This window comes from Streptomyces sp. NPDC016469 (genome assembly GCF_040632905.1).
Classification (GTDB): Bacteria; Actinomycetota; Actinomycetes; order Streptomycetales; family Streptomycetaceae; genus Streptomyces.
Genome location: NZ_JBEYCQ010000009.1, coordinates 200,141 through 225,692, shown reverse-complemented (window position 1 = coordinate 225,692; position 25,552 = coordinate 200,141). Strand labels below are relative to the sequence as shown.

Annotated in this window: 19 protein-coding genes and 1 tRNA gene; 8 read left to right on the top strand and 12 right to left on the bottom strand. The window is 73.1% G+C overall.

The genetic code is table 11. The features are described 5' to 3' along the window. Positions 1-45 precede the first annotated feature (45 nt). Positions 46-1,944, bottom strand: a complete 1,899-nt coding sequence (locus ABZ565_RS13255; protein ID WP_361024642.1) for a YfjP family GTPase — start codon at positions 1,942-1,944, stop codon at positions 46-48. Further along, positions 1,941-3,593 (bottom strand): dynamin family protein, encoded by a 1,653-nt coding sequence (locus tag ABZ565_RS13250; protein WP_361024772.1) that lies wholly within the window; start codon positions 3,591-3,593, stop codon positions 1,941-1,943. Before ABZ565_RS13250 ends, ABZ565_RS13255 begins: the two co-directional genes overlap by 4 nt. 318 nt (positions 3,594-3,911) lie before the next feature. Between ABZ565_RS13250 and ABZ565_RS13245 the strand changes: the two genes are divergently transcribed. Beyond that, a tRNA-Arg gene (locus ABZ565_RS13245) sits at positions 3,912-3,984 on the top strand. 154 nt (positions 3,985-4,138) lie between these two features. On the opposite strand, the gene ABZ565_RS13240 is transcribed toward ABZ565_RS13245, so the two are convergent. From ABZ565_RS13240 to ABZ565_RS13230, 3 genes are all read right to left on the bottom strand, one after another. Further along, positions 4,139-5,728, bottom strand: coding sequence for a von Willebrand factor type A domain-containing protein (locus tag ABZ565_RS13240; RefSeq protein WP_361024639.1), 1,590 nt, complete (start codon positions 5,726-5,728; stop codon positions 4,139-4,141). A 132-nt stretch (positions 5,729-5,860) separates the two neighbouring features. Then, on the bottom strand, positions 5,861-6,739 hold the full coding sequence (locus ABZ565_RS13235) for an ABC transporter permease (RefSeq protein ID WP_361024637.1): 879 nt from the start codon (positions 6,737-6,739) through the stop codon (positions 5,861-5,863). Continuing rightward, positions 6,736-9,399, bottom strand: coding sequence for an alpha/beta fold hydrolase (locus ABZ565_RS13230; protein ID WP_361024634.1), 2,664 nt, complete (start codon positions 9,397-9,399; stop codon positions 6,736-6,738). Before ABZ565_RS13230 ends, ABZ565_RS13235 begins: the two co-directional genes overlap by 4 nt. 162 nt (positions 9,400-9,561) lie before the next feature. Between ABZ565_RS13230 and ABZ565_RS13225 the strand changes: the two genes are divergently transcribed. Beyond that, positions 9,562-10,092, top strand: a complete 531-nt coding sequence (locus ABZ565_RS13225; protein ID WP_361024631.1) for a hypothetical protein — start codon at positions 9,562-9,564, stop codon at positions 10,090-10,092. Here the strand turns inward: ABZ565_RS13225 and ABZ565_RS13220 are convergent. Beyond that, positions 10,089-10,706, bottom strand: a complete 618-nt coding sequence (locus tag ABZ565_RS13220; protein WP_361024628.1) for a DUF4291 domain-containing protein — start codon at positions 10,704-10,706, stop codon at positions 10,089-10,091. The genes ABZ565_RS13225 and ABZ565_RS13220 overlap by 4 nt on opposite strands. Before the next feature lie 55 nt (positions 10,707-10,761). Continuing rightward, a complete protein-coding gene (locus ABZ565_RS13215) occupies positions 10,762-11,577 on the bottom strand; it encodes a hypothetical protein (protein WP_361024625.1) in 816 nt (271 codons plus the stop codon). Between the two features lie 249 nt (positions 11,578-11,826). Between ABZ565_RS13215 and ABZ565_RS13210 the strand changes: the two genes are divergently transcribed. After that, positions 11,827-12,546 (top strand): VC0807 family protein, encoded by a 720-nt coding sequence (locus ABZ565_RS13210; RefSeq protein ID WP_361024622.1) that lies wholly within the window; start codon positions 11,827-11,829, stop codon positions 12,544-12,546. A gap of 96 nt (positions 12,547-12,642) precedes the next feature. After that, positions 12,643-13,113, top strand: a complete 471-nt coding sequence (locus tag ABZ565_RS13205) for a GNAT family N-acetyltransferase (RefSeq protein WP_361024620.1) — start codon at positions 12,643-12,645, stop codon at positions 13,111-13,113. 40 nt (positions 13,114-13,153) lie between these two features. On the opposite strand, the gene ABZ565_RS13200 is transcribed toward ABZ565_RS13205, so the two are convergent. Genes ABZ565_RS13200 through iolC form a run of 4 tightly spaced genes read right to left on the bottom strand, consistent with a single transcriptional unit; the run spans position 13,154 to position 18,422 of the window. After that, complete coding sequence (locus tag ABZ565_RS13200; RefSeq protein WP_361024617.1) at positions 13,154-14,653, bottom strand: CoA-acylating methylmalonate-semialdehyde dehydrogenase; 1,500 nt, start codon at positions 14,651-14,653, stop codon at positions 13,154-13,156. 12 nt (positions 14,654-14,665) lie between these two features. Continuing rightward, positions 14,666-16,561, bottom strand: a complete 1,896-nt coding sequence (iolD, locus tag ABZ565_RS13195) for a 3D-(3,5/4)-trihydroxycyclohexane-1,2-dione acylhydrolase (decyclizing) (RefSeq protein ID WP_361024614.1) — start codon at positions 16,559-16,561, stop codon at positions 14,666-14,668. Next, positions 16,558-17,439: a 5-deoxy-glucuronate isomerase gene (gene iolB / locus ABZ565_RS13190; RefSeq protein ID WP_361024611.1), complete on the bottom strand. Its 882-nt coding sequence runs from the start codon at positions 17,437-17,439 to the stop codon at positions 16,558-16,560. Before iolB ends, iolD begins: the two co-directional genes overlap by 4 nt. Next, positions 17,436-18,422 carry a 5-dehydro-2-deoxygluconokinase gene (iolC, locus tag ABZ565_RS13185; RefSeq protein WP_361024608.1) on the bottom strand — a complete coding sequence of 329 codons (987 nt, stop codon included), beginning with the start codon at positions 18,420-18,422 and terminating at the stop codon, positions 17,436-17,438. Before iolC ends, iolB begins: the two co-directional genes overlap by 4 nt. 288 nt (positions 18,423-18,710) lie before the next feature. On the opposite strand from iolC, the gene ABZ565_RS13180 reads away from it, so the two are divergent. Next, positions 18,711-19,139: a peptidoglycan-binding domain-containing protein gene (locus ABZ565_RS13180; RefSeq protein WP_361024605.1), complete on the top strand. Its 429-nt coding sequence runs from the start codon at positions 18,711-18,713 to the stop codon at positions 19,137-19,139. Between the two features lie 49 nt (positions 19,140-19,188). On the opposite strand, the gene ABZ565_RS13175 is transcribed toward ABZ565_RS13180, so the two are convergent. Then, the gene (locus ABZ565_RS13175; protein ID WP_361024602.1) at positions 19,189-21,393 is read right to left on the bottom strand and encodes an MMPL family transporter; all 2,205 of its coding nucleotides are present in this window, start codon (positions 21,391-21,393) and stop codon (positions 19,189-19,191) included. Between the two features lie 184 nt (positions 21,394-21,577). On the opposite strand from ABZ565_RS13175, the gene ABZ565_RS13170 reads away from it, so the two are divergent. From ABZ565_RS13170 to ABZ565_RS13160, 3 genes are all read left to right on the top strand, one after another. After that, entirely contained in the window at positions 21,578-22,288 is a 711-nt protein-coding gene (locus ABZ565_RS13170; RefSeq protein ID WP_361024599.1) for a TetR/AcrR family transcriptional regulator, read from the top strand. Between the two features lie 78 nt (positions 22,289-22,366). Continuing rightward, the gene (locus ABZ565_RS13165; protein ID WP_073965131.1) at positions 22,367-22,675 is read left to right on the top strand and encodes a heavy-metal-associated domain-containing protein; all 309 of its coding nucleotides are present in this window, start codon (positions 22,367-22,369) and stop codon (positions 22,673-22,675) included. A gap of 115 nt (positions 22,676-22,790) precedes the next feature. Further along, positions 22,791-25,223, top strand: a complete 2,433-nt coding sequence (locus tag ABZ565_RS13160) for a heavy metal translocating P-type ATPase (RefSeq protein WP_361024594.1) — start codon at positions 22,791-22,793, stop codon at positions 25,221-25,223. Positions 25,224-25,552: the final 329 nt, after the last annotated feature.

The following is a 25,552-nucleotide window of genomic DNA, read 5'->3' as shown; positions in this document are numbered from 1 at the left end:
GTCCCATGCTGGAGGGGAGGCGGAAATCCTGCCGAGGGCTGTGGACTAACGGCCCGTTGTGGAAAACTCCGTCACCGCCACGTACCGTTCCCGCACTTCGCGGTAGCGCATCAGCTCGGCCGCGACCGGGTCGAGCACCCGCGCCCGCCCGCAGGCCGCCGCCGCCTCGCGCAGCCGCCGTTCGGCCTCCTGCCCGTACCTCCGGGCGGGCCCCCGGGCCGCCACCGCGCACGACCACTCGACGAGCGGGCCGCCCACGATGCCCGCGAGCATCACCAGGGCGGGCGTCAGCAGCCCCGGCTCCAGCACCCCGATGATCTGGCCGGCCAGCCACAGGCCGCCGAAGATCTGCAACAGCGTCATCGCGACCTGCGCCAGCACCGCCGCCGGCCACCACGCGGGACGCGGCGGTCTCCCGGCCGCACGCCCGCCCCGGCCCTCACCCCCGCTCAACGGACCGCCCGCGGCCTTCGAAGCCGACGCGCACACCGCATCGCCGCCCGCGCCCCGCGCCACCGCCTCCGCACCCCCGCCCGCCACGCGCCCCGCCAGTTCGTCCAGCGCGTCCGGCAGCCCCTTCGCCCCGTGCACCGCGGCCTCCCGCACCGCCTGCGCCCAGGGCCCGGGCAGTCCGGCCGCCGCGTCGTCCGCGACCGTGCGCACGGCCTGCTCGACGCGCTGGCGCGCGGTGAGCCGTTCCTCGGGCGGGGCGGCGAGCGGGGCGCGGTCCCGGCTGCCGGGCTGCCGCGTGGCCTCGTACCAGCGCCACAGCCGCAGCCACGGCGTGCCGCAGGCCCGTCCGGCGTTGCGGCGCCACTCGCGTTCGGCCGCCTGACCCGCCGCCGCCGCGCCCACCGCCTCCGCGAGCCGGTCCGCGAACTCCTCCCGGGCCCGCTCACCCAGACCCGGCCGCCCCTCGGCGACGTACACCGGGCGGAGCCTGGCCGCCGCCGCGTCCACATCGGCGGACAGGCGCCGGGTCGCCGCCGTGCGGTCCTGGACGAACCGGCCCAGCAGCTCGCGCAGTTCGCCGACGCCCTCGCCGGTGAGGGCGGACAGGGGCAGGACGGTCGCCCCGGGCTCGCCGTGCTCACCGAGCGCCATGCCGTCCTCGTCCAGCAGCCGGCGCAGGTCGTCCAGGACCAGGTCGGCGGCCTCGCCCGGGAGCCGGTCGATCTGGTTGAGCACCACGAAGGTGACCTCGGCGTGTCCGGCGAGGGGCCGCAGGTAGCGCTCGTGCAGCGCGGCGTCCGCGTACTTCTCCGGGTCCACCACCCAGATCACCGCGTCGACCAGCGCGAGCACCCGGTCCACCTGGTCGCGGTGGCCCTTCGCCGCCGAGTCGTGGTCGGGCAGGTCGACCAGGACCAGGCCCTGAAGCGCCTCGTCGGCCGCCGCGCCCGGCGCCGGCCTGCGCCGGAGCCGGCCGGGTACGGCGAGGCGGTCCAGCAGTCCGGCGGCCCCGTCGGTCCAGGAGCAGGCGAGCGGGGAGGAGGTGGTGGGGCGGCGCAGGCCGGTCTCGGAGAGCTGGGCACCGGCGAGCGCGTTGAAGAGGGCCGACTTCCCGCTGCCGCTCGCCCCGGCGATGGCGACGACGGTGTGCCGGGAGGAGAGCCGCCGGCGGGCCGCCGCCTCGTCCAGCACCCGGCCCGCCTCGGCGAGCGCGGCCCGGTCCAGCCGGGCCCTGGAGAGGCCGACGAGCTCGCGCAGGGCGTCCAGGCGCGGCTGGAGCGGGCTGCCGGAGTCCACGTACGCCTCGACCTGCGGCCGCCCGTCGTCCTCTTCCTCGGGGGCCTCGTCCGGGGTCTGCTCGGCCTCCTTCCGGGTGGCCTGCGCACGGCGCGCGATCAGCCCGTCGTCCCAGCCGGTGCCGGGGCGCGACGCGTCGGACAGCTGCTCCCCGGTCCCGCCCTGCCCCGGATTCTCGTCAGTGACGGCAGTCATCGCTGCCACCTCTCCTTCTGCAGTAGGGACAGCGCGGCGATCAGTTCGGCCTGTGGTTCGGGGGCCACGTCGAGGGCGTCCAGGGGGGCGAGCCGCCGGTCGCGTTCGCCGTTCAGCACGTGGTCGAGGCAGTTGGTGAGCAGCGCGCCGCCCTTGTCGCGCAGCCGCAGCGCGCCCTGCGCCCCGATGCGTTCGGCGAGCTGCTCGCCGGCGGTGCGGGCGCGGCGTCCGCCGAGCAGGGCGGCGGCCAGCAGGGTGGCGACGGTCTCGGGGTCCGGGGCGGTGCTGCGCTCCATCAGGCGCAGCTCCTCCTCGGCCAGTTCCTCCAGGATCCGGCGCCACCTGCGTACGGTCATGGCGATCCGGCCCCGGATGTCCTCGGCCGGTCCCCAGCCGCCCTCCTCGCGGCCCGCCGCCTCGAAGGCGAAGGCCGCCGCCGCGGGCTCCTTGCGCCAGACGGCGCGGATCTGCTCGTCGGCGGCGGCGACGCCGCACTCCAGGAGCGCGGCCAGGCTCTCGACCAGCGCGTCGAGCACTTCCTCGGAGGTGCTGTACGTGGGGTAGCCGCGCCACCGGGTCCGGGCGTCTCCGGCGAGCGCGCCGCCGTTCTTCAGCCTGCGCCGGAGCCGGGCGCCCTCCTTCCCGTACGCCTCCTCGACCACACCCGTGAGGCGTACGGCGGCGGCGTACTGCGCGGCGACGGCTCCGGCGAGCGCGGGCATCCGGACGTCCAGTGAGTCGATGACCCCGGCGGCGGTCCGGCCGACGGCCTGCTGGCGGGCGGCCGGGTCCTGGGCGCGGTGGGCGAGCCAGGCGCGCAGCGGGGCGACCGCGGTGGTGGGCAGGAGACCGCTGCCGCCGCCCGCCGATTCGGGCAGCTCGGGAATGGTGAACCGGGGCACCTCGCCGAGCCCGGCCTTGGTGAGCAGGGCCCCGTACTGGCGGGAGACCTCGGCGATCACCTGGTGCGGGACGCGGTCGAGGACGGTGACGAGCGAGGCGTTGTACTCCTTGGCGGTACGCAGCAGGTGCCAGGGCACGGCGTCGGCGTACCGGGAGGCCGTCGTGACCATGACCCAGATGTCGGCGGCGCAGATGAGTTCGGCGGCCAGGACCCGGTTGCGGACGACGAGGGAGTCGATGTCGGGGGCGTCCAGCAGGGCGAGCCCGCGCGGCAGCCCGGCCGCGGTCTCGACGCGCAGCGCGGTGCCTTCCTCGGCCGCGTGGCCGTCCGGGCCGTCGAGGTCGTCGCACTGGCCGGGCTCGGCGTACTCCCCGGGCGGCAGCCAGACCCGGGTGAGCTGCGGCAGCACCCGTACGCCCGCGAACCAGTGCTGGTCGTCCGGGTGGCAGACGAGGACGGGCGTGCGGGTGGTGGGCCGCAGTACCCCGGCCTCGCTGACCCGGCGTCCCACCAGGGAATTGACGAGCGTCGACTTGCCGGCGCCGGTCGATCCGCCGATGACGGCGAGGAGGGGCGCCTCGGGGTCCTTGAGCCGGGGCAGCAGGTAGTCGTCCAGCTGCGCGAGCAGCTCGGTCCGGGTCTGCCTGGCGCGGGGGGCCCCTGGGAGCGGGAGTGGGAGACGCACGGCGGCGACACTGTCGCGCAGGGCGGAGAGTGCGTCGATGAGCTGAGGCCGTACGTCCAAGGTCACCACATGCGAAGAATGCCCAATTTTGGCGCCTTTTTGAAGCGTATAGCCACCTCTGCGCGCCGGTTCCTCCGTCCGGACAGAGGGGATGAGTGGGGCGCAGGCATAACGAGTGCACAACACCCGTGGCGTGGAGCGTCAAAAGCGGTGCGTGATCCGCACCTACCTGCGATTATCATTTCGCTTCACCGAACCTCCACATCGTGCCACGCAGGTGAAGCAACGAGGTCGAGCCAATCGGAGCCCTATCCTTGTCCCGGCAAGGTCACGGACCGCCCGGGCCCCGGGGCCCCTGACCATCGCAGCCACCACCCGGCCCCCGTAGCTCAGTGGATAGAGCAGGCGCCTTCTAAGCGCTTGGCCGCAGGTTCGAGTCCTGCCGGGGGCACCTCAGCCCAGCCGCCCGCGCCGGGCCTCCCCCAGGGAGGTCCTTCTTCCCGCGGAACACAGCGGAGCACAGCACGCTAGCGCGGCCCGTGTAGCGACGGCGTAAGCACCGCCGGGCCCCCAGGGGGCGCGCCGCTCCCCCCGGGGGCTTGGCGTCAGTCCATCTCTCCCTCTCCCGTGTCCTCCACGGTGTCCCCGCCGCCCTTCAGCCGGTCCGCGCGGGTGATCGCGTCGGCCAGCTTCGTCACGGAGGCGTCCTCGGTCGTGGTGGCCAGCACTTCGGCCCGGTCGGCGAGTTCGCCGAGGCCCGGGGCGCCGGGCAGGCCGGTGCCGCGCAGGTTCTCGGCGAAGTAGGCGGCGACGGCCGTCACCTGGAGGCGGGTGCTCCGGCCGCCCCAGAGCTTGCCGGTAATCGCTCCGGTCGCCACGGAGCCGGTCTTCTCGTGCGGCTCGCGGGTCTTCGGGTCGAGCCAGCGCACGGTCGCGGTGGCGACATGCCCGGAGGCGCCGTCGCGCAGGTGCACGGCGTACAGGGCGGTGACGGTGTGGCCGGGGCCGACCTCGCCGCCGTCCACGGTGTCGTCGCGGAAGTCGTCGTCGGCGACCTTGCGGTCCTCGTAGCCGATCAGCTTGAACTTCTCGACGGTCTTCGGGTCGAAGGCGACCTGCGCCTTGGCGTCCCGGGCGGTCAGTTCGAGGTGGGCGGGGAGCTGGTCCACGAAGACCTTGCGGGCCTGCTCCTCGTCGGCGATGTACGTGGTGTGGCCGTCGCCCTTGTTCGTCAGCTCCTCCATGAACGCGTCGCCGTAGTCGCTGCCGACGCCCACCCCGAAGAGGGTGATGCCGTACTCGCGGCGGGAGGAGTCGATCCGTTCGAGGATGTCGTCGGCCTCGGTGTCGCCGGTGTTGGCCAGCGCGTCGGAGAGCAGGACGACACGGTTGTTGACTCCCTTGCGGCGGCCCTCCACCGCTTCCTCGTACCCGCGCTCGATGCCCGCCCCGACATTGGTGGAGGCGGCGGGTTCCATCGAGTCGACCGCGTCGCGGATCCTGCTCCGGTGGCCGCTCAGCCGGGTCATCGGCAGAACGGTCTCCGCCTCGTCGCTGAAGGTCACCAGGCTGATCGAGTCGTCGTCGCGCAGCTCGTCCGTGAGGATGCCGAGCGAGGTCTTGACCAGGCCGAGGCGGTCGGGCGAGTTCATCGATCCGGAGACGTCGACCACGAAGGTGAGCGCGGCCGGGGGCCGTTCGGCGGCGGTGGGGGCGGCCCTGGTGGCCAGGCCGACCCGGACCAGCGACCAGTCGTCGGCCTCGCCGGCGGCCCCGGCCCCGTCGACGGAGACCGAGAAGCCGTTGCCCTCGGGGCGGTGGTAGCCCTGGCGGAAGCTGTTGACGAACTCCTCGGGCCGTACGGTCTCCGGACCGGGCAGCCGGCCGTCGGCGAGGGTGCGGCGGGCGTAGCCGTACGAGGCGGTGTCGACGTCCAGCGCGAAGGTGGAGAGGTAGTCGGGCGGGGCGGTCTCCTTGAGCCGGTCCGACTCGTCGCCGTTCTTCGCCCCGTCCCTGTCCGCGCCCTTCGCGTCGCCCTTGGCCCCGCCTGTGTAGGCCGGTGCGGGCGCCCCCGCGCGCCGCTGGTCGGACGTCGCCCTGCCCTCGTCGTTCTCGCCCGAGCAGCCGGTGAGCAGCACGCCCGCCGCGAGCAGCAGACCCACTGCGCCCCGGTACTTCCGTGTGCGGTGTTCCATCCCGTACCCCCTGTGTCGTCACGTCAGCACTTGTGAATGTGACGTGCGAAGGGGTGGTCCGGACCGGACGGAAGCGTTGCGGAACGATCTCGATGCGGCAACGACGAGCGCGTAACCGGCGGAATGTCAAGGTCAGGACACGATGTCCTTACGGCTGAACCCGCGGAACGCGAAAGCGAACAGGATCAGGGCATATGTCACCGATACGGCCGCGCCCTTCGCCATGCCGCCCCACTCGATGGCGGGCTGGAGCGCGTCCGCCCAGGCGAACTGCCAGTGCGCGGGCAGGAAGTCGCGCCAGGAGCCGAGAGCGGTCACCGCGTCGAGCACATTGCCGACGATGGTCAGCCCGACCGCCCCGCCCACCGCGCCGAGCGGGGCATCCGTCTTGGTCGACAGCCAGAACGCGAGCCCAGCGGTCACCAGTTGGGACACGAAGACGAACGCGACGACCAGCGCGAGGCGCGGCACCGCGTCCCCGGCCGACAGCGCTCCCCCGGTCGGCAGCTGGAGCGGCCCCACGCCGTAGGCCGCCGCCCCCGCCGCGAGCGCGACGAGCGGCAGCAGCACCATCGCGGCGAGGCTGAAGCCCAGCGCGACGACGAGCTTGCTCCACAGCAGCCTGGCCCGGGGCACGGGCGCGGCCAGCAGATAGCGCAGCGAGGACCAGCTCGCCTCGGAGGCCACGGTGTCGCCGCAGAACAGCGCGACCGGGACCACGAGCAGGAAGCCCGCCGAGACGAACAGGCAGGTCGCGGCGAAGTTCGCGGCGGACGCGGTCGCCGTGTCCATCAGCGTGATCCGGTCGCCGCCGCCGGACCCGCCGTCCGGGGTGCCGCCGATCGCGAACGCGATGATCAGGATGAACGGCAGCGCGGCCAGCACCCCGCCCATGAGCAGGGTGCGGCGGCGGCGCAGCTGCCGGACCGCCTCGACGCGCAGCGGGAGGGTGTGGCGGGCCCGGTAGCCGGGCGCCTCGGGGGCCTCGGTGAGGCCGGCTGCGGTGCTCATGCGGAGCCTCCGGAGATCAGGGTGAGGAAGGCGTCCTCCAGGCGGCGGTGCGGGCCGACGCCCGTCAACGGCACGTCGAGGCGGACCAGCTCGGCGATCAGTTGCGGTGAGGTCGCCCCGTCGAGGCGGACCAGCAGTCCGTGCCCGTCGTCGGTGCGGGCGGCGGAGCCGATGCCCGGCAGGGCGGCGACCTTCTCCACGAGGGGTTCGGTGAGCGGCTCGGCGGCGGTGACCAGGAGCATGTCGCCGGAGCCGGTGATCTCGGCGACCGGGCCCGCCTGCACGAGCCGACCGCGATCCATGACGACCAGATGCGTGCAGGACTGCTCGACCTCGGACAGGAGGTGGCTGGAGACGATCACGGTGCGGCCGCCCGCCGCGTACCGGATCATCACGTCCCGCATCTCGCGGATCTGCGGCGGGTCCAGCCCGTTGGTCGGCTCGTCCAGAATGAGCAGGTCCGGCATGCCGAGCATGGCCTGAGCGATGGCGAGCCGCTGCCGCATGCCCTGGGAGTACGTGCGCACGGCGCGGGCCAGGGCGTCACCGAGACCGGCGATCTCCAGCGCCTCCTCGATGCGCGCGTCCTCGTCGGGGCGTCCGGTGGCCTTCCAGTAGAGCTCCAGGTTCGCGCGCCCTGACAGGTGCGGCAGGAAGCCCGCGCCCTCCACGAAGCAGCCGACCCGGGACAGCACGGGCGCGCCGGGGCGGATGGCCCGCCCGAAGACGCGGATCTCGCCGTCGTCGGGGGTGATGAGCCCCATGAGCATGCGCAGGGTGGTGGTCTTGCCCGCACCGTTGGGGCCCAGCAGGCCGAGCACCTGACCCTTCTCGACGCGGAAGGAGAGGTCGCGCACCGCGTACCTGTCGGCCGACTTGGCGTACTTCTTCGACAGGCCGGTGATCTGGAGCGGTACGTCGGCGAGCGCGGGGTCGGGTGCGGGCGTCGCGGTACGGCGGCGGGCGGTGAGCAGCAGGGCTGCGGCGATCACCAGGGCGGCGGCCGGCAGCCCCCAGGTCCACCAGGGCAGGGCGGCCGAGGCGGTCTTCAGACCGGGTGCGGTGGGAAGCGTGAGGGGCCCGTCGAGGGAGACGGTGTACGTGTCGGGCTCGGCCGGGGACGCGTAGCCGAGGTCGGTCGCGGCGAGGACGAGGCGGAGGCGGTGGCCCGCGTCGAGTTCGTGGTCGACGGCGGGCAGGGTCAGCTCCAGCGGCTTGCCCTGTTGCGCGGGCGTGATCCGGTACGGCGCGACGAGCTGGGCGGGCAGCACCTGCCGCTTCCCGTCCGGCGACACGTCGTACACCTTGCCGAACAGGACCGCGTCGCCGTGGTCGGCCTTCACGGTCACCCGGACCGTGGGGGCGCCGGTGACGCGGCGGGCGGCGGGCAGCGGGGCCGAGTCGAAGCGGGCGTACTGGCCGGGGAAGTCGAGGGCGAGGCCGCCGACGCCGAGGGAGGAGAGCTGGGCGAGCGAGCCGCCGACGCCCGGTACGGCGGAGATCGACGGCGGGTTGGCCCCCGCGGGGTTGCTGATCTTCTGGGTGCGCCCGTGCAGTTCGACGGTCCTGGGGCCGCTGTGCAGGCCCGGGTACGTTTCGCTGCTCGCGCCCCGGGTGAGGGCGGCGCCGTCCGTGGAGTCGATGCCGCCGGTCCGGGTGACGCGGAAGGCGGGGCCGGTGTCGGCGCCCTCTTCCCCCTTCAGGTAGCGGTCGAACCAGGTGGCGATCCTCTTCTGTACCCGGCCGGTCTCCATGTCACCCCCGTCGTGCCCGCCGGCCGCCCAGTCGACGGAGACGGAGGCGCCGTTGGCGGCGATGGCCTTCGCCATGGCGTCGGCCTGGCCGAGCGGGAACAGGGAGTCGGTCTGGCCCTGCACGATGAGCGCGGGGGCCTTGATGCGGTCGGCGACGGCGCTCGGGGAGCGCTCGGTGAGCAGGGCGCGCGCGGCTGCGTCCGGCTTGCCGCTGACGGCGACCCGCTCGTACAGGTCGCACAGCTCCTTCTCGAAGTTGCCGCAGCCGCCGCCGGAGTTGACGAAGATCCCGGCCCAGAGTTTCTTGAACACCCCGTCCGGGAAGAGTGCGTCGGCGAGGTTCCAGTAGGTGATCTGCGGGGCGATCGCGTCGACCCGGTGGTCGTAGCCGGCGGCGAGCAGCGAGACGGCACCGCCGTAGGACGCCCCGGTGACGCCGACACGGGGGTCGCCCTCGGCGTCGAGCCGTACCTCGGGGCGGCCGGCGAGCCAGTCGATCAGCTGGGACACGTCCTTGACCTCGCGGTCGGGCGCGTTCAGCGCGATCTTGCCGCCCGACTCGCCGAAACCGCGCGCGGACCAGGTGAGCACGGCGTACCCGTCGCGGGCCAGCTGTTCGGCCTGCGCCCGGGTCTCCGCCTTGCTGCCGCCGAATCCGTGGCCGATGAGCACGGCGGGCCGGGGCCCGCCGCCCCCGGCCGTGAAGTACGAGGTGTCCAGGGAGACCCCGTCGACGCGCATCATCCGGTCCTGACGGTGCACGGCGGACGCGCTGTCGTCGGCCACCGCCGTCCAGGTGCCCGCACCGGCGAGCACGAGGAGCGCGGCACCGGCCGCCGCCCACCGGCCGCGGGTGCGGGGCAGCAGCCGTCGCCACCGGGACGTACGCGCATCAGGGGAGTCCATGCGTCGAGCCTATGCGGCCCCGGATGCCGCCCCACCTGCCGCCGGGCGGAACTCCCGGGCATCCTCAAGGCGTACGGGAGCGGCCCTCGTACTGCGCACGCGGTATGCGCCGGGCCTGCAATCGCCTCGCGCGCCGGTCCCGCGCTCTGCGACGCTGCCGCCATGGATCACCCTGAGGTACTGCTCATAGGCGGCCGCGCGGGCGTGGGCAAGACGACCGTGTCCTGGGAGGTGTCGGCGCGGCTGCGCGAGGCGGGGGCCGCGCACGCGGTGGTGGACGGCGACTTCATGGGCGCCGTGCATCCCGCACCTGACGGCGACCCGCACCGCTCCCTGATCACCGAACGCAATCTGACGGCGGTGTGGGCCAACTACGCGGCCCTGGGCCTGCGCCGCCTCGTCTACACGAACACGGTGAGCGTGCTGGCCGGCACAGCGCCGATGTTCGAGCGCGCGATGGGGGCGGGGGCGCGGTGCGTACGGGTGCTGCTGACCGCGTCCGACGCGACGGCCGCGCGGCGGCTCACCGGCCGGGAGATCGGTTCCGAGTTGGAGCACGAGCTGCGGAGCAGCCGCCGCAAGGCCCGGCTGCTCGACGCGCACGCTCCGGCGGACACTGTGCGGGTGGCGACCGACGGGCGGGCGGTGGTGGACATCGCGCGGGAGGTCGTGGAGCTGACGGGCTGGGTCTAGACGGCTTCCCGGGCCGTGGGCAGCGGGGTGCCCTGGGGCAGCGGGTACGGCGTCTCGGCGGGCAGCAGCGCGGTCGCGGCCTCCGTCTCGCCCGCCCCGGCCAGCGCGTGGATCTCCCGGGCGAGCGGGGTGACGTCGCGGATCGAGACCGTCCACTCGTCCGCGTACCGCCGTGACGCCTCCCCCGCCAGGCCGAGCTGGAGCGAGCGGTACGGAAGCCGGTTCAGGCGGAGGTCGCGCTCGGGGTCCCACTGGACGCGGGCGGGGGCCCGGCGCAGGTCGCGCTGCCAGGTGGCGCGGTCGGGGTGCACGCCGCTCTCGTAATGGCTGAGTTCGGCGTGGGCGAGGGCCCAGTCGAAGCCCTCGCGGGTGATCTCGACGGCGAGAACGGTCTCCTGCCCCTCCTTCGTCCCCCAGCCGCAGCGGTACATCATCCACAGGAAGCTCGGCTTGATCCACGTCATGCGGTCGCGCTTCCAGGCGGCCGGGAAACGCCCGTCGCGTGCGGCGGGCAGCCCGAGCGACGGCGTGTACGCCTGGTAGACGGTCACGGTCCCGGCCGTGTGGAGCGCGCGGATCTCGTGCTGGGGCGGGATGGCTGCGGATGCGGTCATGCAGCCATCCCAGCACCGGCGGCGGGGGAACGGCGAACGAGTTTCCGGCCGGGCGCTAGCGGGCGGCGTGCATCACGCGGACACCGGACGACACGACGACGTGGTCGCCGGCCGACGCCTTCGCGCCGGCCGTGGAGTTTCCGTAGTAGTTCCACCGCCAGGTGCCGGAGCCGGTGGCCTTCACGGTGGTCTTGAGCGCCCCCGTCGAGCCGGACGTCACCTTCTTGACCGTCTTGTACGAGGACGTGCCGTCCGCCTTGAACTGGAGGCTGACCGTGCGGCCCGCGTACCCCTGGTAGGTGTGCGTCTCCCAGTTCGCCCGGGTGACCTTGCCGGTGACGGTGATCGTCTTGCCCCACAGGACCGGCTCGGGCGCGGCGTTGACGGTGACGCGGGTGGCGCGCTGGATCTGGACCGCGTGCTTCAGGTCGGTGGAGACCCCGTCTCCCCCGGGGAGGGAGAGGTATGCGGCGCTCTTCCAGGCACCGGCGGTCGCATTCGCCTCAATGGCCGCCGGGTCGATGGTCAGTATCCCGTCATCGATCACGCAACTGCCCGTCCCCTCGGTCGGGCAGCTGTGGTCGGAAGCGCCGAAGCCGCTGGAGATGTCCTCCGACTCCCAGAAGTCGGCCTTCTTCCGGAAGAGGTAGACGATCGGCTGCCAGTGCCAGGTGCGCGAGGTCGTCATCCGGAAGGTCACCGGCACCGTGACCTCGTCCTGGATACCGATCACGATCGGCTTCCCGCCGTTGATCGAGACACGGGAGTACGAGACCCCGCCCGTCGCGGCATCGGCCGGTACCGCCGCCATCGCGGTGAACACGGATGCCGCTCCCACGGCCACCACTGTGTTCCACATCGTCTTCGCCATACGCGAGACCGTCCCCTCCCTTTGAAAACCGCAACGTCAGTGGGACCAGGGAGGACCCGACGCGGTTGTACGCCCCACGGCAACGATCGGATCACGCCCTCGGAGCCGTACAACTGCGCCTGAACGCCATGACATTCGTCATGCGGAGGTCAGTACACGCGGCTCTGCCGGGGAAGGGGTCCGCGTCGGCAGTCTGTACGTGTCGAGAGCGGGAGCCACGAAGGCGCCGCCGCAACGGGAGGAACCGACATGAGCAGCCCGGCCGCCACACTCACCGCCCCCGCCGTCGACGCCCCGGCCGGCGCCGCCACCCCGATCGCGCCCCGCAAGGCCCTCGTGGACAGCCTGAAGCCGCTGCTGGTGGACGTCGCGCTGCCGCTCGCCGCGTACTACGCGCTGAAGGCGGCGGGGCTCTCCACCTTCGGCGCGCTGGCCTGGAGCAGCGTGGTCCCGGCGGTCCGCACGGTGTGGGGTGCGGTGCGTGAGCGCCGGCTCAACGGCCTCGCGGCGCTGATGGTGTCGGTCAACGTGGTCTCGCTGCTGCTGGGCCTGGTGGCCGGTGACCCCCGGCTGATGCTCCTCAAGGACAGCGGGGTGAGCAGCATCATCGGGCTGGCGTTCCTGGTGACGGCGCTGCGGGGGCGGCCGATGCTGTCGGCGGGCCTGCGGCCGTGGCTGACCCGGGGCGAGGCCGCCAAGACGGCCGCCTGGGAACGGCTCTCCGCCGGTTCGGCGGACTTCCGCAGGGCCGAGAACCGGTTCTCGGCGATCTGGGGCGGGGCGCTGCTCGCCGAGTGCGCGGTGCGGGCCGTGGGCGCGTACACCGTGCCGGTCGAGACGATGGTGTGGGCCGGGACGGTGGTCATGATCGCCACGATGGTGCCGGCCTTCCTCGTCTCGGGGCGCTTCGGTGTCGTCCCGATGGAGCACATGATCGCGGCCGAGGCCGCCGCCTCCTCGGACCGCTGACCGCCCACCAGAACGCCGCAGGGCCACTCCGGGGGAGTGGCCCTGCGGTCATTCGCGCCCCGAAAACCGCTTGACCTCGCCGTTTACCGTTCTCGCATGACTACTTCGCTGAGGCTGGCCGAGGTCGCCGCCGGCAACGTCGATGCCGCGATCGGCCTGCGCGTCCGGCCCGACCAGGAGCACCTGGTGGCCCCGGTCGTGAAGTCCCTCGCCGAGGCGTACGCGCATCAGGAGGCCGCCTGGCCCCGGCTCGTCCTCGACGGGGACCGGCTCGTCGGCTTCCTGATGGCCTTCCTGGACATCGACTTCGCGGGCGACGGAACGGGCCGCGACATCCGCTCGGGGCTGTGGCGCCTCAACATCGCTGCGGGTGAACAGGGGCGCGGCTACGGCCGGTTCGCGGTCGAGTCCGTGGCCGCCGAGATCCGCCGGCGCGGCGGCACCCGCATGTACGTCACCTGGCACCCGGGCGACGACGGGCCCGAGGGCTTCTACCTCGGTCTCGGCTTCCGGCCCACGGGTGAGACGAGCGGGGGCCAGACGGTCGGGGTGCTGGAGCTGGGCTGAGTACGGGCCGGAGCCGGGGCCCCGGGCCCGTACCGCGGGGTCAGTGGTTCCTGGGAAAGCCCAGGTCCACGCCCGCCGGGGTGTCGGCCGGGTCGGGCCACCGGGTCGTGGTGACCTTGCCGCGGGTGTAGAAGTGGACGCCGTCGTTGCCGTAGATGTGGTGGTCGCCGAAGAGGGAGTCCTTCCAGCCGCCGAAGGAGTGGTAGCCGACCGGGACCGGGATCGGCACGTTGACGCCGACCATGCCGGCCTCGATCTCCAGTTGGAAGCGGCGGGCCGCGCCGCCGTCGCGGGTGAAGATCGCGGTGCCGTTGCCGTACGGCGAGGCGTTCATGAGGGCGACGCCCTCCTCGTACGTCCCGACGCGCAGCACGCACAGGACCGGGCCGAAGATCTCGTCCCGGTACGCGTCGGAGTCGGTGGAGACGTGGTCGAGGAGCGAGAGGCCGATCCAGTGGCCGTCCTCGAAGCCGTCGACGGTGAATCCGGTGCCGTCGAGGACCACTTCGGCGCCCTGGGCGGCCGCGCCGGTGACGTAGGAGGCGACCTTGTCGCGGTGGGCGGCGGTGATGAGCGGGCCCATCTCGGACGAGGGGTCCGTGCCGGGGCCGATCTTGATCCGGCCGGCCCGTTCCTTGATCCGGGCGACCAGCTCGTCGCCGATGGCGCCCACGGCGACGACGGCCGAGATCGCCATGCAGCGCTCCCCCGCCGAGCCGTAGGCGGCGGAGACGGCGGCGTCGGCGGCGGCGTCCAGGTCCGCGTCGGGCAGCACCAGCATGTGGTTCTTCGCGCCGCCGAGCGCCTGCACGCGCTTGCCGTTGGCCGAGGCGGTGGCGTGGATGTGGCGGGCGATGGGCGTCGAGCCGACGAAGGAGACGGCGGCGACGTCCGGGTGGTTCAGGAGAGCGTCGACGGCGACCCGGTCCCCGTGCAGGACGTTGAGCACGCCGTCCGGAAGCCCGGCCTCGGCGGCCAGCCCGGCCAGCAGGTTGGCGGCGGACGGGTCCTTCTCGCTGGGCTTGAGCACGAAGGTGTTGCCGCAGGCGATGGCGAGGGGGAACATCCACATCGGCACCATGGCGGGGAAGTTGAACGGGGTGATTCCCGCGACGACACCCAGCGGCTGCCGGATCGAGGACACGTCGACCCGCTGGGAGACCTGGGTGGACAGCTCGCCCTTGAGCTGGGTGGTGATCCCGCAGGCCAGCTCCACGATCTCCAGGCCGCGCGCCACCTCGCCCAGCGCGTCGGAGTGCACCTTGCCGTGCTCGGCGGTGATCAGCGCGGCGATCTCGTCCCGGTGGGCGTCCAGCAGCGCGCGGTAGCGGAACAGGACCGCCGTACGGGCGGACAGCGAGGAGTCGCGCCAGGTCCGGTACGCGTCCTTCGCGGCGGCCACCGCCGTATCGGCCTCGTCGGGCGAGGCGAACGCGACCCGGGTGGTGACGGCGCCGGTGGCGGGGTCGGTGACCTCGCCGTAGTTGCCCGAGGTGCCCTCGACGGTCTTGCCACCGATCCAGTGGTTCACGGTCTTCATGCTGTGGCTCCTTCAGAGGTGGCGGCGTCGGCCGGCGCTGTGTCGTTCGTACTCTTTCCGTGCTTCGACCGCCGCGGGGCGGGTGGCCGTCCCGGCCACGGGAACATCCCACCACGCCTGCGCCTCCGGGGGCCCCTGTCCGGCGCCGGGTGTTTCGGTCTCCACGTGCACGCAGACGGGCCGGTCCGCCGCACGGGCCTCGGCGAGGGCCGCGCGCAGCTCGCCCACCGTCCCGGCGCGCAGCACCCGCATGCCGAGCGAGGCGGCGTTGGCGGCGAGGTCGACGGGGAGCGGGGGGCCGGTGAAGCGGGTGTCGGCGGCGCGGTGGCGGTAGTCCGTGCCGAAGCGTTCGCCGCCGGTCGCCTCGGAGAGGCCGCCGATCGAGGCGTAGCCGTGGTTCTGGAGGACGACCAGCTTGACCGGCAGGTTCTCCTGGACGGCGGTGACGATCTCGGTGGGGTTCATGAGGTAGGTGCCGTCGCCGACGAGTGCCCAGACGGGACGGTCCGGGGCCGCCATCCGGACGCCGATCGCGGCCGGGATCTCGTAACCCATGCAGGAGTAGCCGTACTCCACGTGGTACTGGCGCGGGGAGCGGGTCCGCCAGAGCTTGTGCAGGTCGCCGGGGAGCGAACCCGCCGCGTTGACGAGGATGTCCTCGTCGGTGACCAGCTCGTCCAGGAGACCGAGGACCTGGGTCTGGGTGGGGCGGGCGTGCGGGTCGGGCGTGGCGTACGCGGCGTCGACGCGCCGCTCCCAACGGGCCTTGGCCTCGGTGTACTCGGCCACGTACGCGGGGTCCGTACGGTGTCCGGCCAGAGCTGCGGTGAGGGCGTCGAGGGCGGTGCGGGCGTCGGCGACGAGGGGGAGCGCGGCGAGCTTGTGGGCGTCGAAGCCGGTGAGGTTGACGTTGAGGAAGCGGACGCCGGGGTTCTCGAAGAGGGTCGCGGACGCGGTGGTGAAGTCGGTGTACCGGGTGCCGATGCCGATGACGAGGTCGGCGGTGCGGGCGAGGTCGTCGGCGGTGGCGGTCCCGGTGTGGCCGATGCCGCCGACGTCAGCGGGGTGGTCGTGGCGCAGCGAGCCCTTGCCCGCCTGGGTGGCGGCGACGGGGATGCCGGTGGCGGCGGCGAACGCGGCGAGGGCGTCCTCGGCGGCGCTGTGGTGGACCCCGCCGCCCGCGACGACCAGGGGGCGGCGTGCGGCGCGCACGGCCCGTACCGCACGGTCGAGCTCGTACGGGTCGGGGGCGGGGCGGCGTACGTGCCAGACGCGGTCCGCGAAGAACTCCGCCGGCCAGTCGTACGCCTCGGCCTGGACGTCCTGAGGCAGCGCGAGGGTGACCGCGCCGGTCTCCGCCGGGTCGGCGAGGACCCGCATGGCGTGCAGCGCGGCCGGGATCAGGGCCTCGGGGCGGGTGATCCGGTCGAAGTAGCGGGAGACCGGGCGGAGGCAGTCGTTGACGGAGACGTCGCCCGCGTACGTCACCTCCAGCTGCTGGAGTACGGGGTCGGCGGGGCGGGTCGCGAAGGTGTCGCCGGGCAGCAGCAGGACGGGGAGGTGGTTGACGGTGGCGAGGGCGGCGCCGGTGACGAGGTTGGTGGCGCCGGGGCCGATGGACGTGGTGACGGCCTGGGCGGACAGCCGGCCCGACTGGCGGGCGTAGCCGACGGCCGCGTGGACCATGGCCTGTTCGTTGCGGCCCTGGAGGTACGGCATGGCGGGACCGGTCTCCAGGAGCGCCTGGCCGATGCCCGCGACGTTGCCGTGGCCGAAGATGCCCCAGGTGGCGGCGATCAGCCGGTGGCGCTCGCCGTCGCGTTCGGCGTACTGGTTCGCGAGGAAGGCGACGAGCGCCTGGGCGGTGGTGAGGCGGCGGGTGCCGGGGGTCCCGGGCGTGGCTGTCATGCGTGGTCCTCCGGTCCGTGGAGCGGCAGCCGGGGGTCGACCGGCTGGGACGGCCAGGTGTCCCGCACCCATCGGTGGTCGGGGTGGTCGCGGATGAGCCACTCCCGCTTCTCGCCGGGGCCCGCCATGACGTTGAGGTAGTACAGGGTGCGGCCGGGCTGGGCGATGGACGGGCCGTGCCAGCCGTCCGGGATGAGGACCGCGTCGCCGCTGCGGACCTCGGCCAGCACGTCCGTACCGCCGGGGCGGGAGGGGAAGACCCGGTGGTAGCCGAGGCCGCCGTCCTCGACCTCGAAGTAGTAGATCTCCTCCAGGACGGATTCCTCGCCGGGGTGGTGCTCGTCGTGTTTGTGCGGCGGGTAGGAGGACCAGTTGCCGCCGGGCGTGAGGACTTCCACGGCGATGAGCCGGTCGCAGTCGAAGGCGTCGGCGGCGGCGAAGTTGTGGACCTGGCGGGAGCAGTCGCCGGCGCCGCGCAGTTCCACGCGTACCTCCGGCGCGGGGCCGTAGCGAGCGGGGAGTCGTCGCTCGCACTTCGCTCCTGCCAGGGCGAAGCGGCCGCCTGCGCCGGAGGCGATCTGTGCGTGGGCGTCGCGCGGTACATAGGCGAAGTCGGAAACGCCGCTGAACACGCCCCTACGGCCCAGCAGTTCAAAGATCTCATCTGAGGTGTGCACCGTACAGCTGCCGGTCAACGGCAGTACGATCCACTCGCTCTCCCCGGTGACAAGTGTGTGAACTCCTCCCGGTTCCAGCTCCAGCACCCGGAGGCCGGACCGCTCCCAGCCGGCCTGGTCCGGGCCGATGTCGAGGGCGTAGGGGCCGTGCGCGGTGCTGCCCGCCGGGAGGTGGTACGCCGGTTCGTCTCGCATGCTCATGCCCTTTCGCGGGGTGCGGTCGTAAGGGCTGCCTCGACCTCGTGCGGGAACGGCATGGCGGAGGAGCAGGCGAGCCGGGCGGCGACGATGGCGCCCGCGGCGTTGGCGTAACGCATGGTGTGCGCGATGTCCCAGCCGCCGAGCAGCCCGTGGCAGAGGGCGCCGCCGAACGCGTCGCCCGCGCCGAGGCCGTTGACCACGTCGACGGGGAGCGGCGGCACATCGGCGACGGTCCCGTCCCGGTGGACGGCGAGGACGCCCGCGGGGCCCTGCTTGACGACCGCCAGCTCGACGCCGGCCGCGATGAGGGCGCGGGCCGCCGCGTACGGTTCGCGCTCGCCGGTGGCGATCTCGCACTCGGCGAGGTTGCCGACGGCGACCGTCGCGTACGCCAGGGCCTCGCGGTAACGGGCGGACGGGTTCGGCCCGGAGGAGCCGTTCCCCTCGTCGGACGGCCAGAACATCGGGCGCCAGTCGAGGTCGAAGACGGTAATGCCGGAGCGGTCGCGGGCGCGGAGCGCGGCGAGTGTCGCCGTACGGCTCGGCTCGGCGCACAGGCCGGTGCCGGTCATCCAGAACACCCGGGCGGCCCGGACCGCTTCGAGGTCCAGTTCGGAGGCGTGAATCTCCAGGTCGGGGGCCTTGGGCTGCCGGTAGAAGTACAGGGGGAAGTCGTCGGGCGGGAAGACCTCGCAGAAGGTGACCGGGGTCGGGTAGGCGGCGACGGGCGTCACCCACCGGTCGTCGACCCCGAACTCCCGGAGCTGCTCGCGCAGATAGTCGCCGAAGGGGTCCGCGCCGGTCCGGGTGACCACGGCGGTGCGCCGGCCGAGGCGGGCGGCGGCGACGGCCACGTTGGACGGGGAGCCGCCGAGGAACTTCCCGAAGGTGTCGACCCGGGCCAGCGGCACTCCCGTCCGCAGGGGGTAGAGGTCCACCCCGATCCGCCCCATGGTGATGACGTCGTACGGCTGCTCAGGCATGCAACATCCCTTCGGCTGGGCACCTGTACCTGGATCATCTCCGCTTGGTTCATCGTCAATCATTTGTACGGACGTACTGACTAATTCTGGGGACCGATCCGTCTCCCGGATTGCACCACGGACCGGGCTCCTGGGGCCGGACCTGGGCGCATGTCGGCGGCATAGCGCCACTCACCCCTCGTGGGGTTCGACGGCCGCCGGCAGTGACGTGAGGCCGGTGCGGGCTGTTGTCCTCGGTGAGACCGGGCCCCCGGGCCCGCCCCCCGCACTCACCGAGGAGCGACCTCCATGTCCCGCGCCCGCTTGTCCCCGCGCCGATCCGCCGGCACCTCGGCCCTGGCCACCGGGCTCCTGGCCGCCGTCACGCTGGCCGCCGCCGTGGCCGTGGCCCCGGGGGCCGCCGCCGACGCCGACGCTCAGAACGTGCCCCCGGCCGGCTCCAGCCCGGTGTGCGCCTTCTACGACGGGGACGGGCTGACCGTCTTCGGCGACCAGGGCGACCGCGCCTTCCAGGTGCAGTGCATGCTGGCCAACCGGCGCTACCTGCCGTGGGACGCGGTGGACGGGACGTTCGGCCTGCGGACCCTGGACGCCGTCCGGCGCTTCCAGGCCGACCACCCGCCCCTGCTCGGCACCGGCCTGGTCGACGCGGACACCTGGGCCGCGCTCTGGCGCGGGGACGTCCCGGTCGACGGCGCGGTCGACGGCGCGGCGTAAGGGCTGCGGGGGCGGTCCCGCCGCCCCCGCCCGGACGCCCCCGTCCGGCTCACGCCCTGCTGGGCACCCGCTCCGGTATGGACTCGGCCGCCTCCGGCCGCCCCGCGTCACCCTCGCTCAGGCCGAACCGCCGGTGGAACCTCCGCAGCGGTGCCGGCGCCCACCAGCTCGCCCGGCCCATCAGCTTCATCACCGTCGGAACGAGCAGGCTGCGGACCACCATCGCGTCCATCAGCACGGCGAGCGCGATGCCGAGGCCGAGCATCTTGGTGTTGGTCACCCGCGAGGTGCCGATGGCGACCATCACGACCGCCAGGATCACGGCCGCCGCGGTGATCAGCCCGCCGGTACGCCGCAGTCCGAAGGAGACCGCCTGCTCGTGGTCGCCGGTGCGGTCGTACTCCTCCTTGATCCGGGAGAGCAGGAACACGCCGTAGTCCATGGAGAGTCCGAAGGCGACGCAGAACATGAGCACCGGCAGCGTCGTCTCTATGTCCCCCGTGCTGGTGAAGGCGAGCGGCCCGGACAGGTGGCCGTCCTGGAAGACCCAGACGACGGCCCCGAACATCGCGGTCAGACTCAGGGCGTTGAGCACGACGGCCTGGACGGGTATCAGGACGCTTCCGGTCAGCAGGAACACCAGCAGCAGCGTCACCACGGCGATGATGCCCAGTGCCCACGGCAGCCGGTCGCCGATGGCGGACTTGGAGTCCACCAGGACCGCGGCCGCCCCCGTCACCGAGGTGTCGAACGGGGCGGACTCGGCGCGCACCTCCTTCACCAGCCGCTGGGCCTCCTCCCCCACCGGCTCGCCCTTGCCCAGCACGCTGAAGTAGGCGGTCCGCCCCTCCGTGACCGGGCCGTCGACGCGGAGGACTCCGGGAAGCGCGGTGAGCCGGCCGCGGTACTCGGCGTACTGGGCGGGGGTCGCCTCGCCCTCGGCCAGGATGTCGAGGCTCCCGCCGGGGCTGCCGGGGAAGCCGTCCCGCAGGTGCTGCTGCACCACGCGGGATTCGGCGGAGGCGGGCAGCTGCCGGTCGTCCGCCGTACCGAACTTCACGCCCAGGAAGGGCAGTCCGAGGAGTACGAGCCCGACGCTCGTGACCACCGCGAACACCGGCGCCCTGCGCATCACCAGAGAGGTGAACCGGGCCCAGCCCGCGCCGGCCTCCCCCTGCGGCTGCGCGCGCCCCCGCCGCAGCAGCTTCCGGAGGTCCAAGGAGTTGATCCGGGGGCCGAGGAGCATGAGCGCGGCCGGCAGGAGGATCAGCGCGGACGCGGCGGCGAGGAGCACCACGGCGATCCCCGCGTAGGCGAAGGAGCGCAGGAAGTACTGCGGGAAGACCAGCATCGCGGCGAGCGACACCGCGACGGTCAGCGCGGAGAACAGCACGGTCCGGCCCGCCGTGCGCAGCGTCGTCCCGATGGCCGTGCGGGTCGGGGCGCCGGCCGCCAGCTCCTCGCGGAACCGGCGCACGATGAACAGGGCGTAGTCGATGGCGAGTCCGAGCCCGAGTGCGGTGGTGAGGTTCTGAGCGAAGACGGAGACGTCGGTGAACTCGGTGATCCCGCGCAGCACCGCGTTGGTCCCCAGGATGGCGACGATGCCCACCCCCAGGGGCAGCAGGGCGGCGATCGCGCTTCCGAAGACCATGACGAGCAGCACCAGTGTCACCGGCAGGGCGATCATCTCGGCCCTCAGCAGGTCCTCCTGGATGATCGTCTGCATCTCGTGCCGCACGGCGACCGGACCGCCGACCGAGACGCGCACCGGTCCGTGCTCGCCCCGGTAGGCCGGGGCAATCCGGTCCAGCACCTCGCCCGATGCCTTGTCGTCGCCTTCGATGCGGGCGGCGATCAGCGCCACCTTGCCGTTCTCCGCGCGCAGCGCCGGGGCCTTGTCCTGCCAGTAGGAGCGGACGCCCACAACATCCGCCTCCCCGGCCAGCCGCTTCGCCAGGCGCGCCGCCTCGGCGGCCACGGCCGGCTCGTCGACGGAGGCGCCGCCGCTGTCGACGAGCAGCAGCAGGTTCGGCTGGGAGGCGGGGAACTCGCGTTCCAGCGCCTGCGTGGCATAGGTCGACTCGGCGTCCGGGGCCTCCCAGCCACCGCTGCCCATCCGGTCGGCGACCCCGCTGCCCGCGAGGACGGCGAGCGCGGTGATCAGCAGAGCCGCCAGCAGCGAGAGGCGGGGACGCGCGGTGACGAAGCGCGTCCAGCCTCCCAGGCGCTGCGGGCCGTTGACTTCGGGCATGGTGCGATGTCCCCTTTTCCCCCGGATCCGGGCGCGCGGGGCGGCAGCACGAGGCAGCCGCACAGGGCAGCATGGATCAGTCATTGCCACCTACACTGGCAAACACGAGTCATCGCTCGCGTTTCTCAAGAATGCGAGCGACCACTCGTGTTTGTCAACCGCGCACGAAAGCTGGGGATTCACCGTGTCGCAGTCCAGAGCGGCGGGCGCCGGGGCCGCCGAAGACGCCGGGTCCACCGACAGGGCCGCCGCCCCCGCCCGGCCGCGCAGGCGGCAGGCCCGGGGCGAGGCCCGTATCGCGCAGTTGCTCAAGGCCGCCGCCAACGTGTTCTGCACGACCGGCTACACCGCGGCGAGCACCAACGCGATCGCGCGTGAGGCCGGGGTCTCCCCCGGCACGCTCTACCAGTTCTTCCCGAACAAGGAGGCCATCGCGGTCGAGCTCGGCGACCATCTCCTGACCCGCTGGCGGGAGACCTACGGGGCCGCCTTCCTGGCCGACCACCTGGAACTCCCCCTCGACCGGATGCTCGACGCCACCCTTGACCCGCTGATCGAGTTCAACTGCGCGAACCCCGCCTTCACGGTCCTGATGCACGGGCCCGAGATCCCCGGCATGCCCGCCAAGGAGCACGACGCCGTGCACGTCACGATGCTCAGCCGCGTCGAGACGATCCTCGCCGGATACCTGGCGGACAAGCAGCCCGCCGAGGTCGCCCGAATCGCCACGATGATCTTCAACATCTTCAAGTCCGGCCTGGACGTGATCATGGAGCACGAGGGCGACGAGCGGGAGGCGTACATCCGGGAGCTGAAGACGGTTCTCCACCGGTACCTCGAACCCATGATTCCCGGCGACACGGCACACGGGCCTCACTCGCGTCATACCCCCTAGGGGTATAAAGTGGGGACCGTGGAGGCGCACCGGTGTGCGTCCCTCCACCCCTGTGTGCCCGTCGAAGAGGAGAACACGATGACCGCCGAGACCCAGCTGCCCCAGGCGACCGGCTCCTGCTGCTCGCCCAGCGGTTCCTGCCACGACGGCGCGGGCGCGGACGCCGGGCAGTCCGGCGTGACCACCGTCTACCAGGTGACCGGCATGACCTGCGGCCACTGCGAGGGCGCCGTCTCCGAGGAGGTCTCCGCCATCGAGGGTGTCACCTCCGTGAAGGCCGTGGCGTCCACCGGGCAGGTGACGGTGGTCTCGCAGGGCCCGCTGGACGACGAGGCCGTACGCGCCGCCGTCGACGAGGCCGGTTACGAGCTCACCGGCCGCGCCTGACCGCCCCGGGAGCCATCACGTCCCGCACCACTCGCACCACCCCTTCGCCGCCGGGCCGGCCCGACCAGCAGATACTGGTGGGGTACGGCCCGGTCGGCGTTCCAGGAGCTCGGACATGCACAGCGCATCGGACACCCACAGCGCGACGGAGGCCGGCGCCCCGGCTGCGGAGCCTTCCCGGGCCGAGTTCATGATCGGCGGGATGACCTGCGCCTCGTGCGCGGCCCGCGTCGAGAAGAAGCTCAACCGGATGGACGGCGTCACGGCCAGCGTGAACTACGCCACGGAGAAGGCCCGCGTCAGCTATGACGGCGCCGCCGTCTCCGTAACGGACCTCGTCGCTACGGTGGAGAGGACCGGCTACACGGCGAAACCGGTGCCCGGGCCTGCCCCGCAGGCCCCCGAGCCCACGGCCGGCTCAGAGGCCACGCAGGCCACGCAACCTGCCGAGCCCGCCACCGCCGAAGCCCCGCAGCCCGCCGGGCCCTCCCGCCCGGAACCGGAACGGCCGCGCCCGACCCGACCGCAACCGGAACCCGAACCGGAAGCCCCGCCCCACCCGGGCGACGCCCCCGACTCCGCTCTCACCGCCCTCCGGCAGCGGCTCGTCGTCTCCGCCCTGCTCGCCGCCCCCGTGGTCGCCCTGGCGATGATCCCCGCCCTCCAGTTCGACTCCTGGCAGTGGCTGTCGCTCACCCTCGCCGCGCCCGTCGTGGTCTGGGGCGGGCTGCCCTTCCACCGGGCCGCCTGGACCAACCTGAGGCACGGCGCGGCGACCATGGACACCCTCGTGTCCGTCGGGACCCTCGCCGCCTTCGGCTGGTCGCTGTGGGCGCTGTTCCTCGGGGACGCAGGGATGCCCGGCATGCGGCACGGCTTCGACCTGACGGCCTCCCGGGCCGACGCCTCGACCACCATCTACCTGGAGGTCGCGGCGGGCGTCGTCACCTTCATCCTGCTGGGCCGCTACCTGGAAGCGAAGTCCAAGCGGAGGGCCGGGTCCGCGCTGCGGGCCCTGATGCACCTCGGCGCCAAGGACGTGACGGTCCTGCGCGACGGCACCGAGGTCCGCGTGCCCGTCGGCCGGCTCGTCGTGGGCGACCGGTTCACCGTCCGCCCCGGCGAGAAGATCGCCACGGACGGCACCGTGGTCGAGGGCACCTCGGCCGTCGACGCGTCCATGCTCACCGGCGAGTCCGTCCCCGTGGACGTGGGCGTCGGCGACCCGGTGACCGGCGCGACGCTCAACGCGAGCGGCCGCCTCGTCGTGGAGGCGACCCGTGTCGGCGCGGACACCCAGCTGGCCCGGATGGCGAAGCTGGTCGAGGACGCGCAGAACGGCAAGGCCGAGGTGCAGCGGCTCGCGGACCGGATCTCGGCGGTGTTCGTCCCGGTCGTCCTGCTGCTCGCCCTCGCCACCCTCATCGGATGGCTGCTGGCCACCGACGACGTGACGGCCGCGTTCACGGCGGCGGTGGCGGTCCTGATCATCGCCTGCCCGTGCGCACTCGGCCTCGCCACGCCCACCGCGCTCATGGTCGGCACCGGGCGCGGCGCCCAGCTCGGCATCCTGATCAAGGGCCCCGAGGTCCTGGAGTCCACCCGCCGGGTCGACACGATCGTCCTGGACAAGACGGGCACCGTCACCACGGGCCGGATGACCCTCCGGGCCGTCCACACCACCCCCGGAACCACCGAAAACGACGCCCTCCGCCTCGCCGGAGCCCTCGAACACGCCTCCGAACACCCCATCGCCCAAGCGGTCGCCACCGGAGCCGCCGAACGCACCGGCGCCCCCCTCCCCGCCGCCGAGGGCTTCACCAACGTCCCCGGACTCGGCGTCCGGGGCGTGGTCGACGGCCACACCGTCCTCGTCGGGCGCCCCAGGCTGCTCACCGAGGCCGGAATGCCCCTCCCCGACGCCCTGGCCGCCGCCGTCACGGACGCCGCCGCTCAAGGGCGTACGGCCGTCGCGGTCGCCTGGGACGGCGAGACGCGCGCGGTCCTGGAGGTCGCCGACGCGATCAAGGACACCAGCGCGGAGGCCGTCGCCGCGCTCCGTGAGCTCGGCCTCACGCCGATCCTGCTGACCGGCGACAACCGCGCCGTGGCGGAGTCCGTGGCCCGCGAGGCCGGGATCGAGGAGGTCCGCGCCGAGGTGCTGCCGGAGGAGAAGGCGCACGTCATCCGGGGTCTGCAGGCTCAGGGGCGGGTGGTCGCCATGGTGGGCGACGGGGTCAACGACGCCGCCGCGCTGGCCACCGCGGACCTGGGTCTGGCGATGGGAACCGGCACGGACGCCGCGATCGAGGCGAGCGACCTGACGCTGGTTCGTGGAGATCTCAAGGTGACAGCAGACGCCATCCGCCTCTCCCGGCGCACCCTCACCACCATCAGGGGCAACCTCTTCTGGGCATTCGGTTACAACGTGGCCGCCCTACCCCTTGCGGCATTTGGGCTGCTCAACCCTATGATTGCCGGAGCGGCGATGGCCTTCTCATCGGTCTTCGTCGTGACGAACAGCCTGCGCCTGCGGTCCTTCACGTAATTTCCACAATGAGATCCAGATCACATCGGTTTCAGGGTAACCATTCGATGGGTTCGTAAGTCTTAGAGTGCGATGCCAAGGATGTCTTGGGGGACGTCCTGCGGAGCATCTTGGGGGATGCTCCGGGCAAGAGTGGGCCGGGGCACGTACACCGGGGAGCTTTGAGCGGCCCTCCCGTCGGTACGTACCCCGGCAGACCACAGCGCAGTGAGCAGGACAAGCAGTACCGAGGCACAGCCCAGGAGCTACGGCTCCCACTGAACGCCCGGCCGGATCCCGTGGGGGGAATCCGCTCCGGGACATGGGAAGCGCCTCGCCGTCGGCCCGTG

Bases quoted from the DNA above. Each gene is read 5' to 3' on its own strand.
- ABZ565_RS13255 (WP_361024642.1), bottom strand. From the start codon at position 1,944: ATGACTGCCGTCACTGACGAGAATCCGGGGCAGGGCGGGACCGGGGAG.
- ABZ565_RS13240 (WP_361024639.1), bottom strand. From the start codon at position 5,728: ATGGAACACCGCACACGGAAGTACCGGGGCGCAGTGGGTCTGCTGCTC.
- ABZ565_RS13235 (WP_361024637.1), bottom strand. From the start codon at position 6,739: ATGAGCACCGCAGCCGGCCTCACCGAGGCCCCCGAGGCGCCCGGCTAC.
- ABZ565_RS13230 (WP_361024634.1), bottom strand. From the start codon at position 9,399: ATGGACTCCCCTGATGCGCGTACGTCCCGGTGGCGACGGCTGCTGCCC.
- ABZ565_RS13225 (WP_361024631.1), top strand. From the start codon at position 9,562: ATGGATCACCCTGAGGTACTGCTCATAGGCGGCCGCGCGGGCGTGGGC.
- ABZ565_RS13220 (WP_361024628.1), bottom strand. From the start codon at position 10,706: ATGACCGCATCCGCAGCCATCCCGCCCCAGCACGAGATCCGCGCGCTC.
- ABZ565_RS13215 (WP_361024625.1), bottom strand. From the start codon at position 11,577: ATGGCGAAGACGATGTGGAACACAGTGGTGGCCGTGGGAGCGGCATCC.
- ABZ565_RS13210 (WP_361024622.1), top strand. From the start codon at position 11,827: ATGAGCAGCCCGGCCGCCACACTCACCGCCCCCGCCGTCGACGCCCCG.
- ABZ565_RS13205 (WP_361024620.1), top strand. From the start codon at position 12,643: ATGACTACTTCGCTGAGGCTGGCCGAGGTCGCCGCCGGCAACGTCGAT.
- ABZ565_RS13200 (WP_361024617.1), bottom strand. From the start codon at position 14,653: ATGAAGACCGTGAACCACTGGATCGGTGGCAAGACCGTCGAGGGCACC.
- iolD (WP_361024614.1), bottom strand. From the start codon at position 16,561: ATGACAGCCACGCCCGGGACCCCCGGCACCCGCCGCCTCACCACCGCC.
- iolB (WP_361024611.1), bottom strand. From the start codon at position 17,439: ATGAGCATGCGAGACGAACCGGCGTACCACCTCCCGGCGGGCAGCACC.
- iolC (WP_361024608.1), bottom strand. From the start codon at position 18,422: ATGCCTGAGCAGCCGTACGACGTCATCACCATGGGGCGGATCGGGGTG.
- ABZ565_RS13180 (WP_361024605.1), top strand. From the start codon at position 18,711: ATGTCCCGCGCCCGCTTGTCCCCGCGCCGATCCGCCGGCACCTCGGCC.
- ABZ565_RS13175 (WP_361024602.1), bottom strand. From the start codon at position 21,393: ATGCCCGAAGTCAACGGCCCGCAGCGCCTGGGAGGCTGGACGCGCTTC.
- ABZ565_RS13165 (WP_073965131.1), top strand. From the start codon at position 22,367: ATGACCGCCGAGACCCAGCTGCCCCAGGCGACCGGCTCCTGCTGCTCG.
- ABZ565_RS13160 (WP_361024594.1), top strand. From the start codon at position 22,791: ATGCACAGCGCATCGGACACCCACAGCGCGACGGAGGCCGGCGCCCCG.